General features: G+C 66.9%; 13 protein-coding genes. 5 read left to right on the forward strand and 8 right to left on the reverse strand.

What is annotated here, in order from left to right:
- Positions 1–62: 62 nt before the first annotated feature.
- The 7 genes from HCH03_RS09915 to HCH03_RS09945 form a co-directional block, all read right to left on the reverse strand.
- Entirely contained in the window at positions 63–3254 is a 3192-nt protein-coding gene (locus HCH03_RS09915) for a carbohydrate-binding domain-containing protein (RefSeq protein WP_221689371.1), read from the reverse strand.
- A 353-nt stretch (positions 3255–3607) separates the two neighbouring features.
- On the reverse strand, positions 3608–5647 hold the full coding sequence (locus HCH03_RS09920; RefSeq protein ID WP_221689372.1) for a hypothetical protein: 2040 nt from the start codon (positions 5645–5647) through the stop codon (positions 3608–3610).
- 245 nt (positions 5648–5892) lie between these two features.
- Positions 5893–11766 (reverse strand): MBG domain-containing protein, encoded by a 5874-nt coding sequence (locus tag HCH03_RS09925; RefSeq protein ID WP_221689373.1) that lies wholly within the window; start codon positions 11764–11766, stop codon positions 5893–5895.
- Positions 11767–12301: 535 nt separating this feature from the next.
- The gene (locus tag HCH03_RS09930) at positions 12302–13246 is read right to left on the reverse strand and encodes an SPFH domain-containing protein (protein WP_221689374.1); all 945 of its coding nucleotides are present in this window, start codon (positions 13244–13246) and stop codon (positions 12302–12304) included.
- Positions 13243–13674 carry an NfeD family protein gene (locus tag HCH03_RS09935; RefSeq protein ID WP_080143217.1) on the reverse strand — a complete coding sequence of 144 codons (432 nt, stop codon included), beginning with the start codon at positions 13672–13674 and terminating at the stop codon, positions 13243–13245. The genes HCH03_RS09930 and HCH03_RS09935 overlap by 4 nt, the downstream gene beginning before the upstream one ends.
- Positions 13675–13764: 90 nt before the next feature.
- A complete protein-coding gene (gene dnaG / locus HCH03_RS09940) occupies positions 13765–15678 on the reverse strand; it encodes a DNA primase (protein ID WP_221689375.1) in 1914 nt (637 codons plus the stop codon).
- A 9-nt stretch (positions 15679–15687) separates the two neighbouring features.
- On the reverse strand, positions 15688–15879 hold the full coding sequence (locus HCH03_RS09945) for a hypothetical protein (RefSeq protein ID WP_080143219.1): 192 nt from the start codon (positions 15877–15879) through the stop codon (positions 15688–15690).
- Between the two features lie 198 nt (positions 15880–16077).
- Between HCH03_RS09945 and HCH03_RS09950 the strand changes: the two genes are divergently transcribed.
- From HCH03_RS09950 to HCH03_RS09970, 5 genes are all read left to right on the forward strand, one after another.
- Positions 16078–17244 carry a baeRF8 domain-containing protein gene (locus HCH03_RS09950; protein ID WP_221689376.1) on the forward strand — a complete coding sequence of 389 codons (1167 nt, stop codon included), beginning with the start codon at positions 16078–16080 and terminating at the stop codon, positions 17242–17244.
- Between the two features lie 193 nt (positions 17245–17437).
- Positions 17438–18682, forward strand: coding sequence for a deoxyguanosinetriphosphate triphosphohydrolase family protein (locus HCH03_RS09955; RefSeq protein ID WP_221689377.1), 1245 nt, complete (start codon positions 17438–17440; stop codon positions 18680–18682).
- Positions 18679–19224: a phosphodiesterase gene (yfcE, locus tag HCH03_RS09960; RefSeq protein WP_221689378.1), complete on the forward strand. Its 546-nt coding sequence runs from the start codon at positions 18679–18681 to the stop codon at positions 19222–19224. Before HCH03_RS09955 ends, yfcE begins: the two co-directional genes overlap by 4 nt.
- A 169-nt stretch (positions 19225–19393) precedes the next feature.
- The gene (locus HCH03_RS09965; RefSeq protein ID WP_221689379.1) at positions 19394–20266 is read left to right on the forward strand and encodes an RNA polymerase sigma factor; all 873 of its coding nucleotides are present in this window, start codon (positions 19394–19396) and stop codon (positions 20264–20266) included.
- Entirely contained in the window at positions 20263–20958 is a 696-nt protein-coding gene (locus HCH03_RS09970; protein WP_246599937.1) for a DUF2461 domain-containing protein, read from the forward strand. Before HCH03_RS09965 ends, HCH03_RS09970 begins: the two co-directional genes overlap by 4 nt.
- Positions 20959–21015: 57 nt before the next feature.
- Here HCH03_RS09970 and HCH03_RS09975 read toward each other — a convergent pair whose 3' ends face one another.
- Entirely contained in the window at positions 21016–22284 is a 1269-nt protein-coding gene (locus HCH03_RS09975) for a GGDEF domain-containing protein (protein ID WP_221689380.1), read from the reverse strand.
- Between the last annotated feature and the right edge of the window lie 34 nt (positions 22285–22318).

The raw sequence follows: 22318 nt of genomic DNA on the forward strand, positions 1-22318 counted from the left end.
TCGTCGACTCGATCCGCTGCGCTGCGAACCCGCAGCGCGCACCTTAACGCAGCTGGCTGGTCTTACTGCTTCTCGCTCTCGCAACCTGCGCGTTTGCCGCGTGCGCAGATGGCGGCGGTAAGCGCCACGGCGGCGGCCAGGGCAACCGCACCGACCAGCATGCCAGGTGCCGTCACCGAGTCGCTGGTGGGTGCGAGCGTCGAAGCGTTCGCGCCGGATGCGGGCTGTTCGCTTTTAACCAGGTACGCCTCAGAAAGATCAGACGGATCGGACTCGGGCGCACCTGCTCCTGCGGGCATCACTGCCGCCTGCACCGCCTTGACGGCGGCTCCGTATCCCGTCGAACCGCACATCTGGTTGTCAGTTGCCCATGCCGTCCAGCCGTGTCCCTCGACGTAGGCGCGGTAGTGCACCTTGTAATTGGCCGCTTGCTCGCCGGTGAGCTCCATGCGCAGGCCCTGCAGCGCATCGGACATTTCACCGGCGATGTCGCCGTCGAGCACTGCGTCTCCCCAGCCCGCGCCGTTGTCGGTTGCATAGCGTACGCCCAACCCGCCGAGAGGAGTTTCAAAACGAATGGCGGTAAGCGCATGCCCTTCGACGGAGCCGGTTGAAGAGCCATCGGTTGCCCAGTCGACCTTCGCGTCCTCGTAAAGCCAGCCTTGCTCGAAGGTATGGCCTTCGTAGAACAGGGCGGCTGTGGTAGGCTTGAGCGCCACGGCGTACCCCTGCGTATCGCCGTCGTTGGACGCCGTCGATGACACGAAGCCCGCATAGGAAGCTTCGCCGAATGAAGCGGTGACAAGCTTGTTTGCCACCTCCTTTTCACTCAAATAGAAGCGCAGGATGCCTTTTTCGTCGGTCACGACATCGCGCACGCCGTACTCCTCTGCCCGACCAGACGGATCATCCATGAAATCGGTGTCGAGCAGTCGCATTTGGAACTCGCTCAACGCGGTGCTTTTAGGCAATCCGGAAATCTCAAGGCAGTGTACGACCTCGCCCGATTCGTTCACGGGCTGCAAGACGACGGCTGTTGCTACGGGATTCTTCGCCGCTTCCGATTCTGCTTCCTGTTGGTAAGCATCACGTTCGTCGCTTACGCCTGTCTCGCCCACGCCGATACTCAGAGCGTTGGCAGAGCGCGAGCGCGGCAGCAACCCTCCGTCGGAATAGCTGCCCGTCACCGTGCCGCCTGTGATCACCACTTTTTTGGCGACGGCTCCGGGGCTCATCCTAAACGAACACCCGATATCGAAAGGAGCGTCCTTCCCGCCTTTCGAAACAATCGTTCCCCCGGATATCTTGATCGAATCATACGCTCCATCGTTTCCCGCGCCGATGCCCGAAGCCCCCCATCCGCCTTGCGCATTGACGGTGCCGCCGGTAATGACAATCTTCCCCTTGACGGTGCCCAGCTCACCCCCTCCGATGGCAGCCGCACCCCAGCTGCCGGTTGCGTTGACGGTGCCGCCGGCAATGGTGATGGATCCCACCGATTCGTCTCGGTTTCCGCCTATGGCCGAGGCCCCCGATTTATCCAAGCGAAGGTCGACCGTTAGCGTGCCCCGTCCGTTGATCGTGAGCGACGCCTTCTCTTCGATGCGGATTGCCGAGGCCGACCAGGGTGGTGAAATTCTGTTGTTGCCAACGAGCGAAAGGACAACTTCGGAAGAGCCTTTCACCAGCACAGCAGGAATTTTATCAAAGCCCTCGCCCGAGCCCGAGATGGAGCAGTTCCGCATCTGGATGGTGTGCGTGCCGTTTTCGATCACCACCTTGGGCTGGTTTTTGCCGGCCATGCCGGAACCGGACAGAATCAGCGAGTCCCTGTAGGTGATCCACTGCACCCTGTCATCGGTGCTGTACTGCAACGCCCCCTCATCGTTTTGACGTACAACGACCTGGCCGATCGAACCAAGGTTGACCTCGGGGTTTGACACGGGCGGCTGGACCGGGCGCAAGGCAAGCGAGAAGCCCGCCGTGCCATTCGAGCGGATAACTCCCTCGAAGTCCGCGTCGGCATCATTGAGAAAGGAAGATTTATCGATATAGAACTTCACCGTTTTGCCGTCCACCAACTGGGAGGGAGGTGCGAACATCCCCAAGGGCGCATCTGCAACCGTAGGCGTGAACGCTCCAACGCCGTAATAGTCGCTGTAGAGGGGATCGCGGTCATACTCGTAGATATCATCGATGTCGGGGATGAACGCGTAGTTGTTGTCCGTGAAGCTAAAGTAAGCTTTGGTGAGATCGACGCTTGTCGAAAGCCCCGTGATCTTGATATAGGCATTTGGCTGGGATCCCGAACCATCAGGACGATAGGTGGAGGTCGGAATATTTCCCCGAGAGAAAAGGAGATTGCCGCCGTTTACGATGAGGTGGTCGTCGGGAACGGCGATGTCGGTGTTGGCGGAAGACTGCAACGTGATGTTTCCATCGTACACCTCAAGAAAGCCCGTACGATCTGTGGCAGCCGAAGCGGGATCGCCCAGGGCGGGTGCCCCCGATCCCGATATGGCTGAAAGGTGTCCTTTGCCTTCCAGCACGATAGTGCCACATGCGAAGTTATCTGTGGCGACGCAGTCTATCCCTATCGCCGGAGCGCCCGAACCGCCCTTGGCAACAAGGTCGCCCTTCCCCTGTACGAAAAGCCACGCCTCGCGAAGGGCGCCGACCTCGCCGGGCGCGTTGACGACGTTGATGGCCGGATAGTAATCGGGGCCGGCAAGCATGTTTGAACCTTGAAGGGTAAGGACGAGAATGGGAACCCCCGATGTTCCGCCTGACTCGCCGCGAACCGTAATGGGGGCTTTGCCTACTCCCGTTATAGACACGGCGTCAAGCGTTACCTCGTGCCGCCCGCTTTGCACGTGGATACCGTTGCCGCTCGAAGACCCCGAAACCGTGATGTTACCGGTATAGGCATTCCAGTCGGTGCCGTTTCTGCTGTAGAACAGCGTTCGATTGTCGCTGCGAAGAAACAGTGAGCCGTCTTCGATGCTGAGGCTGGGATTTGTTTCGGGTAGGCTGCCGCTCTCGGCTGCCAAGCTGGAATTTACAGCTTGATCTGGGCTGACCGCAAGAGGCTCCGATTCCTGTGCTGTCTCGAGCGCAGGGGCTCCCGTTCCCTCTTCGGCATTCTCTTCGGCATAAGCCGGTGCTGTCGAAAAAACGACTGCCAGCAGCACCACGCAAACAACGAGCAGCCAAGTGGTGATCGTGCGCGAAGAGCGGGCGTGTTCCTTACTCATGGCAACCCCTCTTTTCATATATTGCGAGCAAACGGCGGATGCCGTCGGCAGGGCGATAAGGAATAGGGTGGTGTAGGAAAGAGGCTCCCCCGCAGGAGCAGGGCGTTTCAAGCTGGATGGCATCGAGGCGATTGGCTTCACAGGTTTGTCGCCCTGCACCGTTGACGCGACTTGCCGAAGTTCCGAATGGGATCATGCGCGTTCCCCTTCTCGTACGTCCAGGAAAGACCCGTGCCCTTCTGCGAGATGCCTGCATTGTAGCAGCTTTGCGGGCTTACGCGCCAATGACGGCTTCGAGATGACGGCGCGCGCCCGCCGCTCGCCGTCGCAGGTTGCTGCCCTGATCCGAGCCCCTACTGCCGGCGCGCAAGGCGGCGGGTTCGGGCCGCAACCGCCGTGCACAGCGTAGCGAGCGCGAGGGTGCCGCCCGCAAGGGGAGCAAGCGGGTCGCCGGTCGGCGCAAGGGGCTTGGGGGCAGGCATTGCGGCCGGCTGAGCGGGGGGTTCCGCGGGCGTGCTTCCCGTTTCGCTCTCGTTCCCACCGCCGCCACCGCGCGGCGCGACGGTGAGCGGCGCCGTACGGAAGAAGTTCGTGCGCCCTTGCGGGAACTCGGCGTAGGTCACAATGCAGTAGCTTCCCGCCGGCAGGGCGAAGGGCCCCGTCGTTTCATAGAGGTCGTTTTCTTCGCCGAACTCGTATTCGTAGCTGTAGAACACGCGCCCGCCTGCGGCAGTGGACGTGAAGCTGATCAGGTCGCCTTCGGTGAACTCGGTGCCTTGGGGGTCGCGTATGATGCGCGTGCCCACGGGAACGGGCAGGTCCAGAACGCTGCGGACGAGGGGACTTGCTGCTTCGCTTGCCACCCTGTTCGCTGAAGCCGCGTCCGTGTCGTCTACTAGATCCATCACGCCGATCGCGCCGCCTCCGGGAACGGCATCGGCCGCCTCCCAAAACAGAACCAGGGGAACGCTTACCCCATCGACAACAGAAGGATGCGCGGCCGGGTCGTTCGTCAGGCTGTAGGGTCCGCTGGCCTCGCGCAGCATATACGCACGGCCGAAGTTCACCACCAGTTCGTCAAAGTCGCGTACCACGCAGTCCTCGCCCTCCCCCAGATATCCCATGCCGGCGAGCGCCGCCGCAAGACTCTCCTTCGTGCAGGCGGACGTGCCCGTATCGGAATTTTTCTGCGCGCCAAGGATCGTCTTGTACACCTCGTCGCCCCCGCCCGGTAGCCCCTCGGTCTGAGACGACAGATAGCGGCCGAACAGCAGCCACAGCCCGTACGCTCCGTCGCCATCGAGCGTGGCCGTGCTCGGCACGTAGTAGCCCTCGAACACGAACGGCGGCACGTAGCCATTGTCTATCTGCGCGGAGAGGAGCCCGCTGAGGTTGCCGTCGGCGGCAAGCCCCAGCATGGCCACCGCCGCCTGGGAGAACGCCTCGTTGAGCCACGTTTCCGACTCCCCGCCGGTCTGGGCGAAGTTGATGAGGTGTTGGAGCTCGTGAACAAGCAGGGAACGGGCCGTGCCGGCATCGAAGACCACGGTATCGGTGCCGTCGTCAAGCGTGTAGTTGAACACGTTGAGGTGCAGCACGTCCATTTCGTTGCCGGAGGCGCCCTCGTCGTCTGCGGGAAGCAGATCAGATGCGTCGAAGAACCCTGCCCAGCTTGCGTCGACAAACGGGTAGAGCACGAACGCCGCCCGCCCGTCGCCGTCGACGTCGCAGGCGTCTCGCCAATCGCCGAACGCCTCCACCTCGGAGTTGATGATGGTGGGCATGCGCGCGGCAAGATCCTGCAGGTCGGCTTTCGAGACAAGGGCGCGGTTCTCCTTGTCAACCCAGAGCGTGAAGTTCTCGCCTACGGCCACACATTCGATGTCGAAGCCCTCGGAGCCCGCACGCACGTCGCTGTAGAACGACCGCACGTCTCCCACCTGGTACGACATTTCAGAGAACAGGCGGGGCTCGGCGGCGCGGGCCATGAGGGAAGCATAGACGCCCGCGTCCGAGGCCGCCCTGTCCGGCGCGCCGCACGCGAGTGCTTTCCCGCCGGTTGCGCCCGCGGCGGTCGCCGACGCGCTATCCGCTGCGGAAGCGATGGCAACGGTGGGGTCCTTGTCGGCGGAAGCGAGCGTAGCGGCGTTCACGGCCCCGTCGCTCCCCGTCGGATCGACCGGCAATCGAGCGGCCAGCTCCTCGTCGGAGCCGATGGGCGAGAGGTTCTGCGCAACCAGCGCCGGGTGTGCGGCAGAGGTGTCGCCGCCCACTCCATACGCGCTCGCCTCCTCCGCAGTGGGCGCAAGGCAGAGCGCGACCACCAGTGCGGGAAGCAGAAGGAGGAGGGCGTGCTTCGTCGAAACGTGTGTCTTTGTAGCCGCGTGTGGCATGGCCTCCTCTTTTCGTCCGAGATCCCGTACGCGACAGCAGGGTTTTCAGCGTCTATGGAGTTAAGGATACCACGGCGCATGGCCGAAGCATCCCGCATCCCCTCTAGGCGCGGATGGAAGCCTTCGGATCCGCCCGCGCCCAAAGAGAGAGCGCCCCTGCAGGCACGGCAGGGGCTTCTAGGTGCAAGCGTCGCGCGTCGCGCCGACCGCATGCTGTATGCGTTGCGAATCGGCACGGATGCGCGTCACGAATTGCAAACCTTCCTTCGCACCAACAGGACGGCGAGACCCGAGAACACCGCAGCGAGGCCGAGCTCAAGCGGAGCCGCAGTCAGCGGGTCGTCGGTGGGAGCGAGCTTCTTCGGGTCGCCCGACCCGTCTCCCCCGCCGCCGTTGCCGCCGCCACCTGCGGCGGTCACCGTGAGCGACCCCTTCTCGTAAGACGTATCGTAGCAGTCGGCGTTGGTTACCGAGATGCCCGAGGGCACGATGGCGCAAGCGCCGGGCGCGGACGTGTCGCCCTCCACGCTGAACGTCGGCGGCGCGAGCACCTTGTCGCCCGCTGCCAGCCCCTGCACCTCGTAGCCGAAGGCAGGCAGCGCGCTGCCCGCGACCATGGCCGCATCCTTCACGCGAACGACGAGCGCGGCCTTGGCGATGGACACCGTGCCCGACACGTCGCCGGGGTCGAGCGCGTAGTTGGGCGAGGAAGCGCCGGATAGGCGGACCATCGTCGTCGCGAACTCCTTTCCCGTCCCCGCGAGGGCGTCGGCCGCCTCGCCGTCGGCCACGACGGACACGTCGTCGCCCGCAAGCGCGCCGTCGAGCGCGAGCGCTACGCCGGCGAACGCCGCCGTGCCGTCGTAGGCGCGCGAGGCCGAGGGGTCGCTGGAGGCGACCATCGCCGCGAGCGCCTTGGGCCGCACGGCCAACGTGCCCGCCTTGAAGGAGATCGCATAGTTCTCGGAGGCCAGGCCCGAGGGCTCTACGGGGTACGTTCCCACGTTGGAGCCGGGCTTGTAATCACCGAACCCGTAGGCGAGCCTCCCGGACAGGTCGCCCGCGCCCTCGTCGGCGACGAAGCCCTCGAAGGCGGCACCCGCAGCTTGCGCGGCCTCGCCGTAGGTCGCCTCCACGTCGTTGGCCGTCACCGCGAGCGGGGCCTTGCCGATGGAGAAGTTGAGGGAGATCGAGCCCGCGCAGGTCGACTCGTCGGCGGGAACCGAGATTATGGCGGCATAGTCCCCGGCACCCGTGGGCGCGTTGGGCGACGGGCCGTAGGAGGTCTGTCCCGTGCCCGTGTACGACACGGCGAACGGCCCTTCGTAGGTGCCTCCCTTGTAGGTCGCCGTCGGCGTGCCCGCGTAGCCCTTCTGCGGGGTTCCGGCGTACACGAGGCCCGAGAGCGCCTCAACGCCGGACACCTTCGCTACCGGCTTGTCGGTGTAGGACACGGCAACGGTCGCCGTGGAGTCCTCGTAGTTGGCCAAGCCGGTTATGCTGACGACCACGGTATCGCCCGCCGTGCTCGTGGTGTTGTCCGCGACAAGCGCGAGAACGCCCGTGGCGGCGTCAACCTCTGCGGAGGTCAGACCGTTTCTCGTGAAGGACGAAACCGCGAAGGAGGCCCCGTCCGCGCCCTCGGGCAGCAGCCCGGCCACGTCCACCTCGGCGGTCGCGCTCGGCTGGAGGCGCAGCAGGGTCGCTGCAGCGCTCTTCTCGAAGGCAGGGGCCTTCGAGACCTCGTAGCTCGCGCTCGCCTGGTCGGCGAGCAGGTCGTAGAAGCGCGCATCCTCGCCCGCAAGCGATCCCGTTGCCGTGTTCTCGCCGACGCTTTCCGAGCCGCCGCCCTCCACGGAAACCGACACGTCGCCGCCGGGCAGGACGCCCACCGCCGTCGCTGCAGCCTGCCTGCCGTCATGATAGAAGCGGTCGTCGATCCCGCTCCACTCAAGCGTCACGGGCTTGGCCGCAAGCGTCACGGTCACCTGCTCGGTCGCGTCCTGCAGGTTCGGCAGGCCCGTCACGCGCGCGTTGACGACGTTCTCCCCGACGGCGAGCGCCTTGCCCGCGGTGCTGTAGGAAACCGTCGCCTCGACGCCCTCGAAGACGGGAGCGGAACCGAGGCTTACCTCGTTGCCGTCCGAGTCGACGACGAAGAACTCCACCATCGGCGAAGCCGTCCGCAACCCGTTCGCAGCTTGGCTGACGCTCGGGGTGACCGAGAACGTGACCGCGTCGCCATAGACGGGGGCGGCCTTGTCCACCGTGAGGCCCAGCGAGGTCGCAGCCTGCATGATAGTCACGTCGACATCGGCCGTGCCCGTCGGCAGGTAGCAGGAGTAGACTCCCTTGTCCTCGTGCAGCATCTTCGCCGGCAGCGTTGCGCGCACAACGTAGGCACCCGCATCGGTCGGGAAGCCGTCGGTCGAGGGCTCGGAGCCCTGTACACCGTATGCGAACGTCGCAGCACCCTTGAGCGCGGCAAGCACGTCTTCCGAGAGCAGAGCCCCCGTATCACTCAGCGAGAAATCGGATGCTTCGAGCGCGGAGCCTGTGTACGTGAAACCACCGTTCGGTGCCAGCGCGGGCGCGTATTCCACCTTCTTGCCCACGCCAACAGGGTAATCGCCCGACGTGGCGTTGTCCGGGTTGGCTGCGACGGCACAAGCGAGCGCCGAGGTTCCGACAGAGATGCCGTAGACGGTATCGTCCGCAATGGAACCCTCACCGAACAACCCGCCCGTGATCTCTACCGTGCTGCCGCCGATCTTCACGTCGAAGCCCGTCTGCACCGTGATGCGGCCGCCGGATATCGCGACGGTGCCGCCGAAGTCGCCATCGCCGCCGATGCCCGAACCCCAGACAGTGTCACCCATACAGGCAGCGTTCGCCGTACCGCCAGTTATTGTGATGGTGCTGTTTGACGACGGGCCGGGCTCTGACCTGCCGCCGATACCCACCCCTAGCGCGTACTCACCGCCCTCGCAGGAGGCGTTCACCGTGCCACCAGATATGAGGATGGCGCCGTCAAATGACGGGCCGAAGTCGGACCTGCCGCCGATACCTGATCCGTATGCGTCTATCGTGCCCTTGCAGGAGGCGTTCACCGTGCCGCCGGAAATTTCGATGATACCGCTAGAACCTCGTTCACCACCGCCAATACCGGCACCTTGTGCAAAATCGCCTTCGCACGAGGCGTTCACGGTACCACCCGAAATCGTGATGTTGCCAGCAGACTCACGAAAGGTACCGCCGATGCCCGCGCCGCGCGCATCCCACGACCCTACGCACTTCGCCGTGAGCGACCCCGTGCCAGAAATGAACACAGATGCATATTTGTCATACCAATTGCGCGAAACCTCCAACCCGGCACGCTCCCGTCCGCTGACGAGGAAGTTATCGCCCGTCAGCGTGATGTTCGCACTGGCACCGGGCACGATCTGGAAGGCGCAGCCGTCGTCGCTGCCGCTCGCGTCAACGTTGACACCCGCAAGCGCAAGGTTCGCCGCCGCGCCGTCGGGCACCACGATGCGGTTGCTGGCGGTGACGTCCACCCCTTCGCGCATGGAAATGACCAGAGGGGTTCCCTTGTTGATCGAGAGCACGCCGGTCGTGTAGTCGAAGGAGTAATCCTCCCCCTGCGTCCCGCCCTCGACCTGGAAGTCCATCGCCCAGCCCACCGTGTACGGGTAGGCGGTATCGCCGCTGTCGTACACGCAGCGCCCGTCGGCGGGCGTGACGCCGTAGACCTCGTTGCTCTCGGAGTGTCCCCTTGCGAACAGGCCGCCGGTGATCGACACGTCGGCGGGGTTGCCGCCGTAGTTGTAACCGTTGCCGATATCCTCGCCGATACCGGATTGGGCCATAACGCGCCCACCCGATATCGCGATCTCGCCGCCGGAACTACCGAGGCCGCCGCCGATACCCGCGCCGTACGCTTTCTCAAAACTCTCGCATGACGCAATCACCGTGCCGCCCGTGATCGCGATCTTCCCGGCGGCTACATACCCGCTGCCGCCGATTCCTGCGCCGTGGGCGTTGTCCGTATGGCTCACGCACTTCGCCGTGAGCGACCCTTCTCCGCCGATGGTCGCCGATGCGAATTCGACGTCGTTTGCGCGCGCGACTTCCAACCCTGCATGACGCCCTCCGCTGACAAGGGAGTTTTCGCCGATCAGCGTGATGCTCGCGCTGGCGCCGGGCTCGATTGCGAAAGCGCAATACATGTCGAAGCTGCTCACATCCACTTTGACGCCCGAAAGCGTGATGTTCGCACCCGCATTCGTTTCGGGCACGAGGATGTGGTCGCTCGTCGTCTGCAGGACCCCGTCGCGCATGGACAGGGTCAGCGGCTGACCCGTCAGAATACTCAGTTCGCCGGTCGCCCGGTCGAAGGAGTAGTCCGTCCCCCACGTCCCGCCCTCGACCTTGAAGTCGCCCGTGGCCAGATCGACCTCAACCGGGTAGGCGTCCTTCGTGGCAGGATCGGGGTTGTCGAACACGTGGTATCCCGCGGCGGGCGTCTTGTTGCACACCACGTTGTCGCTGGTGGAACCGCGCCCGAACAGGCCGCCGGTGATGTTCACCGTGTCGTACCCCATCTCAGCCGTGATGCGGCCGCCGGATATCGCCACCTCGCTGCCGTTGCCTCCTATGTTGGTGGCGCTCACCGTGCCATCGGATATCGTGACGCTGCCGCCAGAAGCTCTATCCCCGCCGCCGATGCCCGCGCCGTAGACCGACCGGATACTATGGCTGGAGGCGTTCACCGTGCCGCCCGTTATGTATATCTTGCCGACAGACCCGCCGCTGCCGCCGCCGATACCCGCGCCAAGCGCCTCGTGCCCGCCGCCGTTAACGCATTTCGCCGTCAAGGAGCCTTTGCCTTCGATCGAAACCGAGGCGATCGCCTCGTCGGGCGCGGTGCCGGTGCGCGAGACTTCCAACCCGGCACGGTGCCTGCCGCTGATAAGGAAGTTCTCGCTTCCTTCGGCCAACGTGATCCTCGCGCTGGCGCCGGGCGTGATCTGGAAGGCGCAATCGTCGTTGCCGCCCAGGTTGATGTCGACGCCCGCGAGCACGATGTCGGCGTTCTTACCCTCGGGAACGACGATGCGATCGCGGCGCGTCGCACTCACGCCGTTGCGCATGGATATCTCCAACTGGCTTTCTGTTTCGACCGAGAGCACGCCAGACGCGTAGTCGTAGGAGTAGCCGGCCCCCAGCTCTCCGCCCACTACCTCGAATTCGCCTGCGGGGCCGGACACCGCATAAGGGTAGCCTGCATCGCCGCTGCCGTACACGAGACATCCCGCAGCGGGCTCGATGCCATAGACCTTGTTTTCCACGACACTGCCGTCAGCGTCGTGGAACAGCCCGCCCGTGATGCTCACTGTGCCGAGGGAGCCGCCGGCGCCGCCACCGATAGGCATCGGCGAGCCGGAACCGCCCGGATACGCCGCGATGCGCCCGCCCGTTATGCTGATGTTGCCGCCGGAGCCTCCCTCGGCGCCGCCGATGCCCGCGCCGCTCGTGCCGTGCTCGCCTCCGCCCGCGCCCACGTTTCCGCCGGTTATGGTGATGTTGCCGGCGTCCCGCCCGAACCCATTGGTGCTGCCGCCGATTCCCGCGCTGGTAGCGTTGTCGGCGTAGCACTCGGCCGCGAGCCCTCCCCCGCCGCCGATGGTGACCGATGCGATCTTCCCGCCGCTGCGCGCGACTTCCAAACCGGCATAGCCGGCGTCACTCTGAAGCACGCTGGCTCCGTTTCCGATCAGCGTGATGTTCGCGCTGGCGCCGGGCTCTATCTGGAAGGCGCAACCGTGCCCGAAACGCATGTTGATGTTGACGCTCTCAAGCGTAACGTTCGCCGCCGCGTTCGATTCGGGAATGACGATGTGGTCGTAATAGGTAGAGTTTGCTCCCTCGCGCATGGAGACGGTCACGGGCGTGCTGCTGAGTATCCTGATCGTGCGGTCTTCGTAGGAATAGTCTTCGCCTTCGACCAGCGCACCGCCTTCGGTGGCTCTGAGATTGAGGTCGCCGAGGGTGACGGTTTCAGCATGTGCTTGGGCGGGCAGCCCCGCCAGCAGGCCGAGGGCTAGTGCGAGGAGCACCCCCCCCCCTGCGAGGATTCTCATGCTGCGCGCCAAAGCCGCGCCCGATGCTGCCGTCGATCGTTCCATACCCGCACCGTCCTCGCGTCAGGAAAGCCGCCCCGTGCGCGCCATGCGCAGGGCATGTCGATGTCTGAAGATAGGTGCATGTTACCATGCGGTTACGCCGTTTCGGGCGCAAGGAGGCGAGAATTTACGCGCGGAACGCGATTCCGCATCCTGCATCCTGTTCCGCATCCAAAACCGCCCCCAAGGACGAGCTGGCCCACCCGACTCGACAGAAAGAACGCTCCGAAACGCACACTTTTCGCCCCAATGTTGCATCGTCGAAAGGGCGCTGGACTCCGATTTCCGCACCCTTTCCATACCGCCTGGTCACAGCATCGCACCGGCCCGCCCGGATCGACAGCCGCCGCGCTCCGGGCTTCCGAGCGGGCCACCGGGAGCCGGAAACGTAACATAGGGGCCGAAAACGTGCATTTCGGAGCTATGTGGGCAGAGCACCCCGCTCGCCCGCGGCGGCGAGCGGGAAGGATTACTGCTTGTCGTCCACCACGATCTCCTTGAGGCTGGCGGCCAAGCCGGCCACGCCCTGGATGTCGGAGGGGATGATGATCTTCGTGGCCTGGCCGTCGGCCACCTTCTTCAGGGCCTCGAACGCCTGGAGCGTGAGCACGGCGTTGTCGGCGCCGGCCTCGCGCACCATGCGGATGCCGTCGGCCGTGGCCTGCTGCACGTTCAGGATGGCGGACGCCTCGCCCTCGGCCTCGCGGATCTGCTTCTCCTTCTCGGCCTCGGCCGCCAAGATGACCGACTGCTTCTCCGCCTCGGCGGCCAGGATCTGGGCCTGCTTGTTGCCCTCGGCCACCGTGATGGCCGACTGCTTCTCGCCCTCGGCCAGAAGGATGGCCTCGCGCTTCTCGCGCTCGGCCTTCATCTGCTTCTCCATGGCCTGCTGGATGGCGGCGGGCGGCGTGATGTTCTTCACCTCCACGCGGTTCACCTTGATGCCCCACGCGTCGGTGGCCTCGTCTAGGATGGAGCGCATCTTGGCGTTGATGGTGTCGCGCGACACGAGCGTGGTGTCGAGCTCCAGATCGCCGATGATGTTGCGCAGCGTGGTGGCGGCCAGGTTCTCGATGGCGATGAGCGGGTTCTCCACGCCGTAGGCGTAGAGCTTCGGGTCCATGATCTTGAAGAACACGACCGAGTCGATGGACATGGTCACGTTGTCCTTCGTGATGACGGGCTGAGGCGGGAAGTCGGCCACCTGCTCTTTCAAGGTGATGCCCGAGCGCACGCGGTCGATGAACGGGATCTTGACGTGCAGACCGTTGTTCCAGGTGGTGAGGTACGAGCCCAGGCGCTCCACGATGGCGGCCTGCGCCTGCGGGACGATCTTGATGCAGGTGACCGAGAACAGCACCACGAGCACCACGATCACGATGATGGCGACGGTGAGCGGATCGAATCTGATCATTGGGAAGCCTTCCTCTCGACGATGAGTTTGACGCTTTCTTGGCCGACGACGCGCACGACCGCGCCGACGGGGATAACGGAGCCGTCGGCCGAACGCGCGGCCCAGGTCATGCGGTCGTCCGTCTCGACGCGGCCCGTGAGGCCCTTGTCGTCCAGCTCCTCGCACACCACGGCCGTGCGTCCGACGACCGTGGGCTCTTCCCGCTTGCCGCGGTCGCGATACTTCACGAACACGGGGCGCAGGCCCACGAGGCAGGCCACCGACACGATGAGGAACACGACGATCTGCATGAACAGGTCGGCGCCGAGCAGGTTCGCGGCGAACGCGAAGAGGGCGCCGATGAAGAACCACATGGTGATGAGGCCGAGCGACGCTATTTCGACGATGCCCATCAGGGCGGCGACTCCCAGCCAGACGAAGGGGCTCATGGCGGACTCCTTTCTCTCCGTTCGAGTATACCATCCGCGCGCCTCAGCCGAAGCGGTGATGCGGGGCCTTGCGGGCAATTTGCGAAGACGTTACTCGGAGACGAACGGCTTGTGGGCCAGGCGGCGTCGGGTCAGGTCCTTCTGCATGGCGGTGACGCTCTGGAACAGCATCTCGTACTCGTCGGCGGGCAGAAGCGACGGGTCGGACAGCTGCGCGCGCAGGGCCGCCACGGCGTCCTCGGCGTCGCCGATGCCCAGCTCCTCCACCAGGAAGCGCGCCACCTCCCGAGGGTCCGCCGAGCCCGCCATCGAGCCCGAGGTGAGGATGTTCGGCGCCTGCGGGAGCGTGCGCGCCGCGTCGCTGACGACACGCGCGGCGGGCGCGGCGGGGTCCTCGGCGAGCGTGACCAGCATGCTCTGCGCGAGGGCGGCGTGCGCCGGCTCGTGCCACTGCGTCTGCGCGAGGGCGTCGGCGTGGACGAGGGCGAGATCGGGATGCTGCGCCGCGAGGCTGAGAAACTCGCGCTCGAAGCGGCGGCGGTTGAGCTCGGGCTGCGACAACCCCGAGCGGCGTGCGGCTCCGCCGGCATCCCCTGCAGCGCCGGCGCCTTCCGCGGCGGGAGGCGTCGCCACAGCGCGGCGCGGCTCCTCGCCGGCGTCGGCCTCGCCCGTGCGGCGCGGCGGCTCGAGGCGCGCGAGCTGGTCGAGCACGTCCTGTTCGCGGGCGCGGCAGCGGCTGGCTATCTGCACGGCGTAGTCCTTGGCCAGAAGCGAGTCCTTGATGGGCGCGAGCACCGAGAGCGCGTCGACGAGCGCGCGCGAGCGCCCCTCGGCGCTGGTCAGATCGTGCGCGGCCAAGCGGCGCTCGATGCCGTACTTCAGCAGGGGACGCGCGTCGGCGATGAGCGCGCGCAGCGCGTCGGCCCCGCGCGCGCCCACGAACTCGGCGGGATCGAGGTTGTCGGGCAGCGTCACGGCGGCCAGCTCCACCTTCGCCCGCCCCGCCTCCGGCGTCATGGAGTCGTCGATGAACCCGAGCGCGCGGTCGGCGGCGCGCTGGCCCGCCTCGTCGCCGTCGAACAGGTACACGATCTTGTGCTGCGCATGGCGCGACAGCAGCCGGATGTGGCGCAGCGTGAGGGCCGTGCCGAGCGTGGCCACGGCGTTGGCGATGCCGGCTTCGTGCAGCGCGATGACATCGGTGTAGCCCTCCACCACCACGGCCACGCCCGTGGCCGCCATGGCCGCCTTCGCGTGGTCGAGCCCGTAGAGCACCTGCGACTTGTGGAACACGGGCGTCTCCTGCGAGTTCAGGTACTTCGGCTCCCCTTTGCCGATGACGCGGCCGCCGAACGCGATGCACTCCCCCTGCGCGTCGTTGATGGGGAAGATCACGCGGTTGAAGAAGCGGTCGCGCAGCTTGCCGCCGCGATCCTTCATGGCCACGTTCGCCTCGACCATCTCCTCGGCGTTGAACCCCTGCGCCGTCAGGTGCCGCACGAGCTTGCCGTGCCCCGGAGCGAAGCCCAGCTGCCAGCGCTTCGGCACGTCGCCGCCCAGGCCGCGCCCCGCCAGGTAGCTTCGCGCGGCGGCGGCGTCGGGCTCGGGGTTGCGCATGAGCTGGGTGTGGTAGAACGCGGCGGTCGCCTCGCACACGGCCTTGAGGCGCGCCTTCTTGCTGTTCGCCACGCCGGGGCGCCCGCCCGTCTCGGCGATGTCGATGTGCGCGCGCTCGGCCAGCTTGCGCACGGCCTCGGGAAACGAGAGGTCCTCCGTCTTCATGAGGAAGCCGAACACGTCGCCGCCCTCGCCGCAGCCGAAGCAGTGCCACAGCTGCAGCACCGGGTCGATCTTGAAGGAGGGGGTCTTCTCGTGGTGCAGCGGGCAGCAGCACCAGAAGTCGCGGCCGCGCTGCTTCACGGGCGAGCGCTCGCCGATGATGGCCACGAGGTCGCTCGCCTCGCGGACCTTCTGGATGTCCTCCTCGCTGATGGTGCCCGCCATGAGCCGCCGCTACCTCCGCCTGTTCTGCTTCGCCAGCACGAGGTTCACCAGGAACAGGGCGCCGAACAGGATGGCGGGCACGAACTCGCCGAGTTCCGGCTGGCCCTCGCCCGCGTTCATGTACGCGAGCACCAGGCTGCCCGCCATCAAGACGAAGCTCGCCACCGCGATCGCCGCGTACACCCCTTCTCTGTTCCTCATGCGCCGCCTTCCCGATTCGTCGTTTCGCACAGTATAGCGCAAGCGCGGCCGCGCCGAGCCGCCAAGGAAGCGGCTTGCCAACCGGACGCTTACAGAGCCGTGCAATCCCGGCCGCGGATGCGCGGCGTTGCTATGCTTTCGGTGTTTCACGCCGGCCTGTCAAAGCCGGGGCACGCAAGCGATCACGGAGGTTTTCACATGGAAGACGGCATCTCGGTACTTACGGACTTCGACGCAGCCCTTTTCGAGCACGCGGAGCCTCCCCTGGTATCGCTCTACCTGCCCACGCACGGCCACGCCGGCGCAGAGGAGGATCGCATCGAGTTCAAGAACCTCGTCGAAGAGGCGCGCGGCAAGCTGGCGCAGGAGTTCGAGCACCGCGAGCACACGGGCCTCGACGCGCGCCTCGACCAGGTTGCCACGCGCTTCGAGGAGCTGGCCAGCCCCGCTTCCGGCGGCAGCCTGGCCGTGCTCGCGGGCAACGACCGCACCTATATCTACCAGCCGGGCTACGAGGTAGGGCCCCTCGCGTTCGTTGGCGAGCGGTTCTACGCGCGTCCTTTGCTGAGGAACTTCCAGTTCGGCTCGCGCTACTTCCTGCTGGGGCTGTCGGCCGACCGCTTCGCCCTCGTGCGCGGCGACTTCGGCTCGCTCGAGCGCGTGGAGCTTCCCGCCGACGTGCTGGACGAGTTCAGCGAGGAGTTCCCCCTCGTGTACGACGGCCACGAGGGCGCGCTGGACTACTCGTCGCTCGAGAACCACCTGCCTCCCTACCACGGATGGAAGTCGCGCAACGACGTGCGGAAGGAAGAGGCCGGGAAGTTCTTCCAACACGTGAACAAGGCGGTGACGGATTATCTGGCGACCGACGCCGGACTGCCGGTGATCCTGGTGAGCCTGCCCGAGCACCAGACCGCGTTCCGCCGCATCTCCACGGTGCCGAACCTGCTGGACGAGGGCATCGAGAAGGACATCGGCGGCATCGACGCGCCCGAGCTGCTGGACGCCGCGAAGGCCGTCATCGAGCATGCGCGCGAGGTGCGCGCGGACGCGCTGCTGGAGAAGCTGGGCGACGCCGAGCCGCACGGCGGCGGCTCCACCGACCTCGCGGCCATCGGGCTCGCGCTCGTGGAGCGCAAGGTGCGCGCGCTGTTCGCGGCCGAGGACGCCTACATCCCCGGCGGCTTCGACGAGGCGACCGGCGAGGTGAGCCTGTTCGAACGCGAGCCCCACGGCCGTTTCCAAGGCCCCGAGCTGGCCGACGCCTTCGCGCGCGCCGCGCTCGCCCAAGACGCGGAGGTGTTCGAGCTTCCCGCCGAGAAGATCCCCGGCGACACCGGCATGGCCGCGCTGTACCGGTACTGATCGAATCGGCGGCACGCGCGCGGGCCCCACCCGGCGAGCCCGCCCCCTTGCCGGCGGGTGTCGCCTGAAACGGTCGGTTTTCCCGCCGAAAGCGACCGTTTCGGGCGACACCTTGCCGGCAAGGCACGCTACAATGTCCTCGACACCCACGACGCGCGCCGCCGCGGCGGCGCCTTCTTCGCAGAGGACGATTATGGAACGCACGAGCATACCCTATCTCACGCTCGATCCCGAGATCGAGGCCGCCATCCGGGCCGATCGCGCCGCCGGGCGCATGCACCCGCACGCCTTCGACGACGCGAACGTCACCCGGCGCGAGGCGAAGCCCCACGACGAGGCCACGCTCGCCCGGCCCGCGTTCGCGCGCGACATCGAGAAGATCCTGAACGTGCCCGCCTACAACCGCTACGCCGACAAGACGCAGGTGTTCTCCTTCGTGGAGAACGACGACATCTGCCGGCGCGGCCTGCACGTGCAGCTGGTGAGCCGCGTCGCGCGCGGCATCGGCTCGCTTCTGGGGTTGAACTGCGAGCTCATCGAGGCCATCGCGCTCGGGCACGACGTGGGCCACACGCCGTTCGGGCATGCGGGCGAGCGCTACCTGTCGCAGTGCTACCACGAGCGCACGGGGCGTTACTTCAACCACAACGTGCACTCCGTGCGCGTGCTCGACCGGCTGTACCGCCGCAACATCAGCCTGCAGACGCTCGACGGCGTGCTCTGCCATAACGGGGAGTTCGCCCAGCAGGTGCTGCGCGTGGGCGACACGGCCGACTTCGCCGCGCTCGACGGCCTGGTGGAGGCGTGCACGGCCGACGAGCGCGCCATCAAGCGCCTGCGCCCCTCCACGCTCGAAGGCTGCGTCGTGCGCGTGGCGGACATGATCGCCTACGTGGGCAAGGACCGCTACGACGCCATCGACATGGGCGTGGTGCCGTCGCTCGACGTGTTCGACTCCGACGTCATCGGCCGCGACAACGCGCGCATCATCAACAACCTCACGGTGGACATCGTGAACAACAGCTACGGCACCGACCGCATCGCCCTGAGCGAGGCCGTGTTCCAAGACCTCAAGCGGGCGAAGCGCCAGAACTACGAGCTCATCTACAGCCGAGAGGGCTTCGCGAACGGCGCGGGCAACGTGGTGGAGGAGATGTTCGAGGAGCTGTACGCCCGCCTGCTCGACGACCTCGAGCGCGGCGACGAGCGCTCGCCCGTGTTCAGGCACCACGTATCGAACCTGGCCGCGCGGTCGCTGTCCGTCAAGCCCGCCGACTACCTGGCCGGCGAGCCGAACCAGATCGTCGTGGACTACCTGGCGTCCATGACCGACAGCTACTTCATGGCGCTGTACGCGCACCTGTTCCCGCGCAGCGGCCGGCGCGTCTTCGCGCGCGGCTACTGCGCCGACTTGGAGGAGGAGGGCCGCGCCCGATGAAGCTGCTCGTCGCATCCGACCTCCACGGCGCGGCGCCCGCCGTGCGCGCGCTCGCGGCGCGCGTCGAGGCCGAGGCCCCCGACCGCGTGATCCTGCTGGGCGACCTGTTGTACCACGGGCCCCGCAACGATCTGCCGCACGGCTACGCGCCCAAGGAGGTGGCCCCCATCCTGAACGGCTGGGCGGGGCGCGTCACGGCGGTGCGCGGCAACTGCGACGCCGAGGTGGACCAGATGGTGCTGGACTTCCCCTGCATGGCCGACTACGCCCTGGTGGAGGCCGACGGGCACGCGCTCTACCTCACCCACGGCCACGTGGCGCGCATGACGCCCGACGACCCGCCCCCGCTCTCCCCCGGCGACGCGTACCTTTCGGGCCACACCCACGTGAAAACGCTCGACGCGCGCGACGGCGTGCTGTTCGTCAACCCCGGCAGCACGTCCATCCCCAAGGACGGCTCGGCGAGCTACGCCGTGTACGAGCGCGGCGCGTTCGCCCTCAAGTCGCTTTCCGGGGAAACGCTCGCCGAAGGCGGCTGGTAGGCGCCTTCGGCCTCCCTGAAAAATTTCCCGACGTTTTCGTCACACGCGCGGACCTTCGCTTGTCCAATGCATGAGAGGGCATCGGACAAGCCCCGTGCGGAACGGCCGGAGAAGGCCTGCGCGCGCCCGATGCCCGCGAACGGCCGACGAAGAAGGAGAAGAGGACCGCATGACCGACGAGAACGCATTGATCGACGCCGCGCTCGCAGGGGACGAGAAAGCCCTGGGCGAGCTGCTGGCAAGCGTGCAGGACCAGGTGTTCAACCTGGCGCTGCGCATGCTGGGCACCGTGCCCGACGCCGAGGACGCCACGCAGGAGGTGCTGGTGAAGGCGTGCACGCGCCTGTCCGGGTTCCGTCGCGAGAGCGCGTTTTCCACCTGGGCGTTCCGCATCGCGCTCAACCACCTGGCCACGTACCGCAAGGGCTTGTTCGCCCAGCGCCCCGTGAGCTTCGACGTGTACGGCGAGGACATCGCCTCCGGGCGCGAGCGCGACGTGCCCGACCTGTCCGGCGGCGCGGACCGCGGCCTGCTGGAGCGCGAGCTGAAGGTGTCGTGCATGCACGGCATGCTGCAGTGCCTGGACGTGGAGGGGCGCAGCGCGTTCGTGCTGGGCACCATGTTCAAGATGGACAGCCGCGCCGCCGCCGACGCGCTCGGCATCACGCCCGAGGCGTACCGGCAGCGGCTCTCTCGCGCGCGGGCGCGCATGGCCGCGTTTTTGACCACGTACTGCGAGGCGGCCGGAGGCTCCTGCCGTTGCGCGCGGCGCGTGGACTACGCCATCGCCACGCACCGCATCGACCCCGCCCGCCCCGGCTGGCAGGCGCTCGAAACGCTCGCGGACGGCCCGGCGGGCGCGCAGGGCGCCGAAGCCGACGCCGGCCCTTCCGTCGAGGAGCGGGCCGACGCCATGGAGGCGCTCGACGACGCGTCGGGCGTGTTCGCGTCGCTGCCGCGCTACCGCTGCCCCGCCGACGCGGCCGCGTTCGCCCGCAACCTCGTGGCGTCCGACGTGTTCGCGCGGGCGGTGTCCGAATGACGGCCGCGCAGGGCGCCGAGGCGGGCATGGGCGGGGCGCTCGCCTACCTGGCCGAGCTCGAGGCGCACAACGACCGCGCCTGGTTCGCCGACACGAAGAGGGAGCGGGCCCGCGCGCTCGCGTCCTTCGACGCCCTGGTGGCCGAGGTGCAGGGCCTCGCGGGCGCGTTCGATCCGGCCGTGCTGGGCCACGATCCGAAGAAGCTCACGTTCAAGCTCACCCGCGACACGCGCTTCTCGAACGACAAGTCGCCCTACAACCCGTCGCTGCGCGCCCATGTGGGCCCGGCGGGCAAGCTTCCCGTGCCCGTGGGCTACTACCTCATGGTCAAGCCGGGCGGGCGCTCGTTTCTGGGAGGCGGGCTGTTCGCCGCGATGTTCAAGGACGCCACCGAGCACGTGCGGCGCGCCATCGCCGCGAACGGCGGCGAATGGGAGCGGATCGTGGCCGGCCTCGCGCCGCTCAAGGTGGAGGGCGAGGCCCTCAAGCGCGTGCCGCAGGGCTTCGACGCGGCGCATCCGCAGGCCGCGTGGCTGAAGTTCAAGAGCTGGTACGTGGAGCTGCCCGTGTCCGACGAGGACGTGGCCGCACCCGGCTTCGCGGCGCAAGCCGCTCGGGAGTTCGAGCGCATGAAGCCGCTGAACGACTTCCTCAACCGGGCGCTCGAGGGCTTCCAGATGCCTGCGCGCTGACGGTCCGTCCAGGCGCGGAAGCGGACCGCTTCCGCGCCTGGACCGGAGCCGGCGCCCCTACGCCCGCTCCCCCTCGTCGTCGGACGTCCGTGTGCGCCGCGTGCGCGCGCGGGCCTTCTCCTCGTACATGCGCCCGTCGGCGCGGCGGTGCACGTCCCGAAGGTCCTCGCCCTCGCCGCGCAGCGCCCATCCCACCGACAGCGACAGCGGACGCCCCTCGACCGTCGCGTCCGCGCAGGCCGCGCGCAGGTCGCAGGCCAAATTCCGCGCGCCCTCCTCGTCGAGCTCGAAGCAGCAGACGGCGAACTCGTCGCCGCCCACCCGGTACACCGGCCCCACGTCCTCGCAGCGCCCGGCCACGATCTCGGCCGCCGTGCGGATGAGCTCGTCGCCCGCGGCGTGGCCCAGCTCGTCGTTCACCGTTTTCAGCCCGTCGAGGTCGATGGCGACGACGCCCGAAACCCTCGTGCCCGCACGGTTCCAGTTCTCCACGTCCACCTCGAACGCGTTGCGGCTCTTGAGCTTCGTCAGGTAGTCGGTGTTCGCGAGGTCGCGGTAGGCGGGGTTCGAGATGCGCCGGAACAGCACCACCGCAACGGCAACCGCCACCAGGCAGAACAGCGCCCCGATGACGGGCGTGCCGAAGCGCACGGTGCGGAACGCCTCGAACTGGCGCTCCGCGTCGAACTCGATGCCTATCACGCCCACCACGCGCTCGTCGGTGTGGATGGGATAGTACGACACGAAGATATGCCCCCAGTCCGTGGACTTGATGTCGGTGGGGTACACGATCTCGTTTGCCAGCGCCCGCTCCATCTCGTCGACGATCTCGGGCTCGATGGGGTCGCCGGGGTAGCGGAAGTCCTCGCTGTCGGACGGAAGGCCGTCCACGACGTAGATGAGCGTGCCGTCGTCGGCGCGCTTCGCCGTGTACAGGTAGCGCACGCCCGTAGCGGCCTTGACGCGCTTGAACGCCTCCTTCATCTCGCGGTAGGCCCCGTATGCGGCGTCGTCGGGATCGTCGACGTCGGCCGCCTGGTCGATGGTGGCGAACGTGGATTTGTCGAGCGAATCCTCCACGTACGAGTAGATGCTGTCGGAGCGCTCCTTGAGCGTCTCGATCATGTCGCGGTAGGTCACCTGGTAGTTGAACGCGTACACGCACAGAAACGACAGCGCCACCACCGCGGCCACGATGACCGACACTTGTACGTCGACCCGGCTCCAGCGGCCCGATCGCGATTTGCCGTGCTGCATGCCCGTGACCGCCTTCGCCTCGCCGACGGCGCGCCGCGCCGTCGGCCCTTTGACCTTCAACCTTTTCATTGTATCGCAAAAAGCTCCGCGCGGAGCGCGCGAG

It is taken from the genome of Gordonibacter massiliensis (ex Traore et al. 2017) (genome assembly GCF_019731765.1).
GTDB classification, from domain to species: Bacteria; Actinomycetota; Coriobacteriia; order Coriobacteriales; family Eggerthellaceae; genus Gordonibacter; species Gordonibacter massiliensis.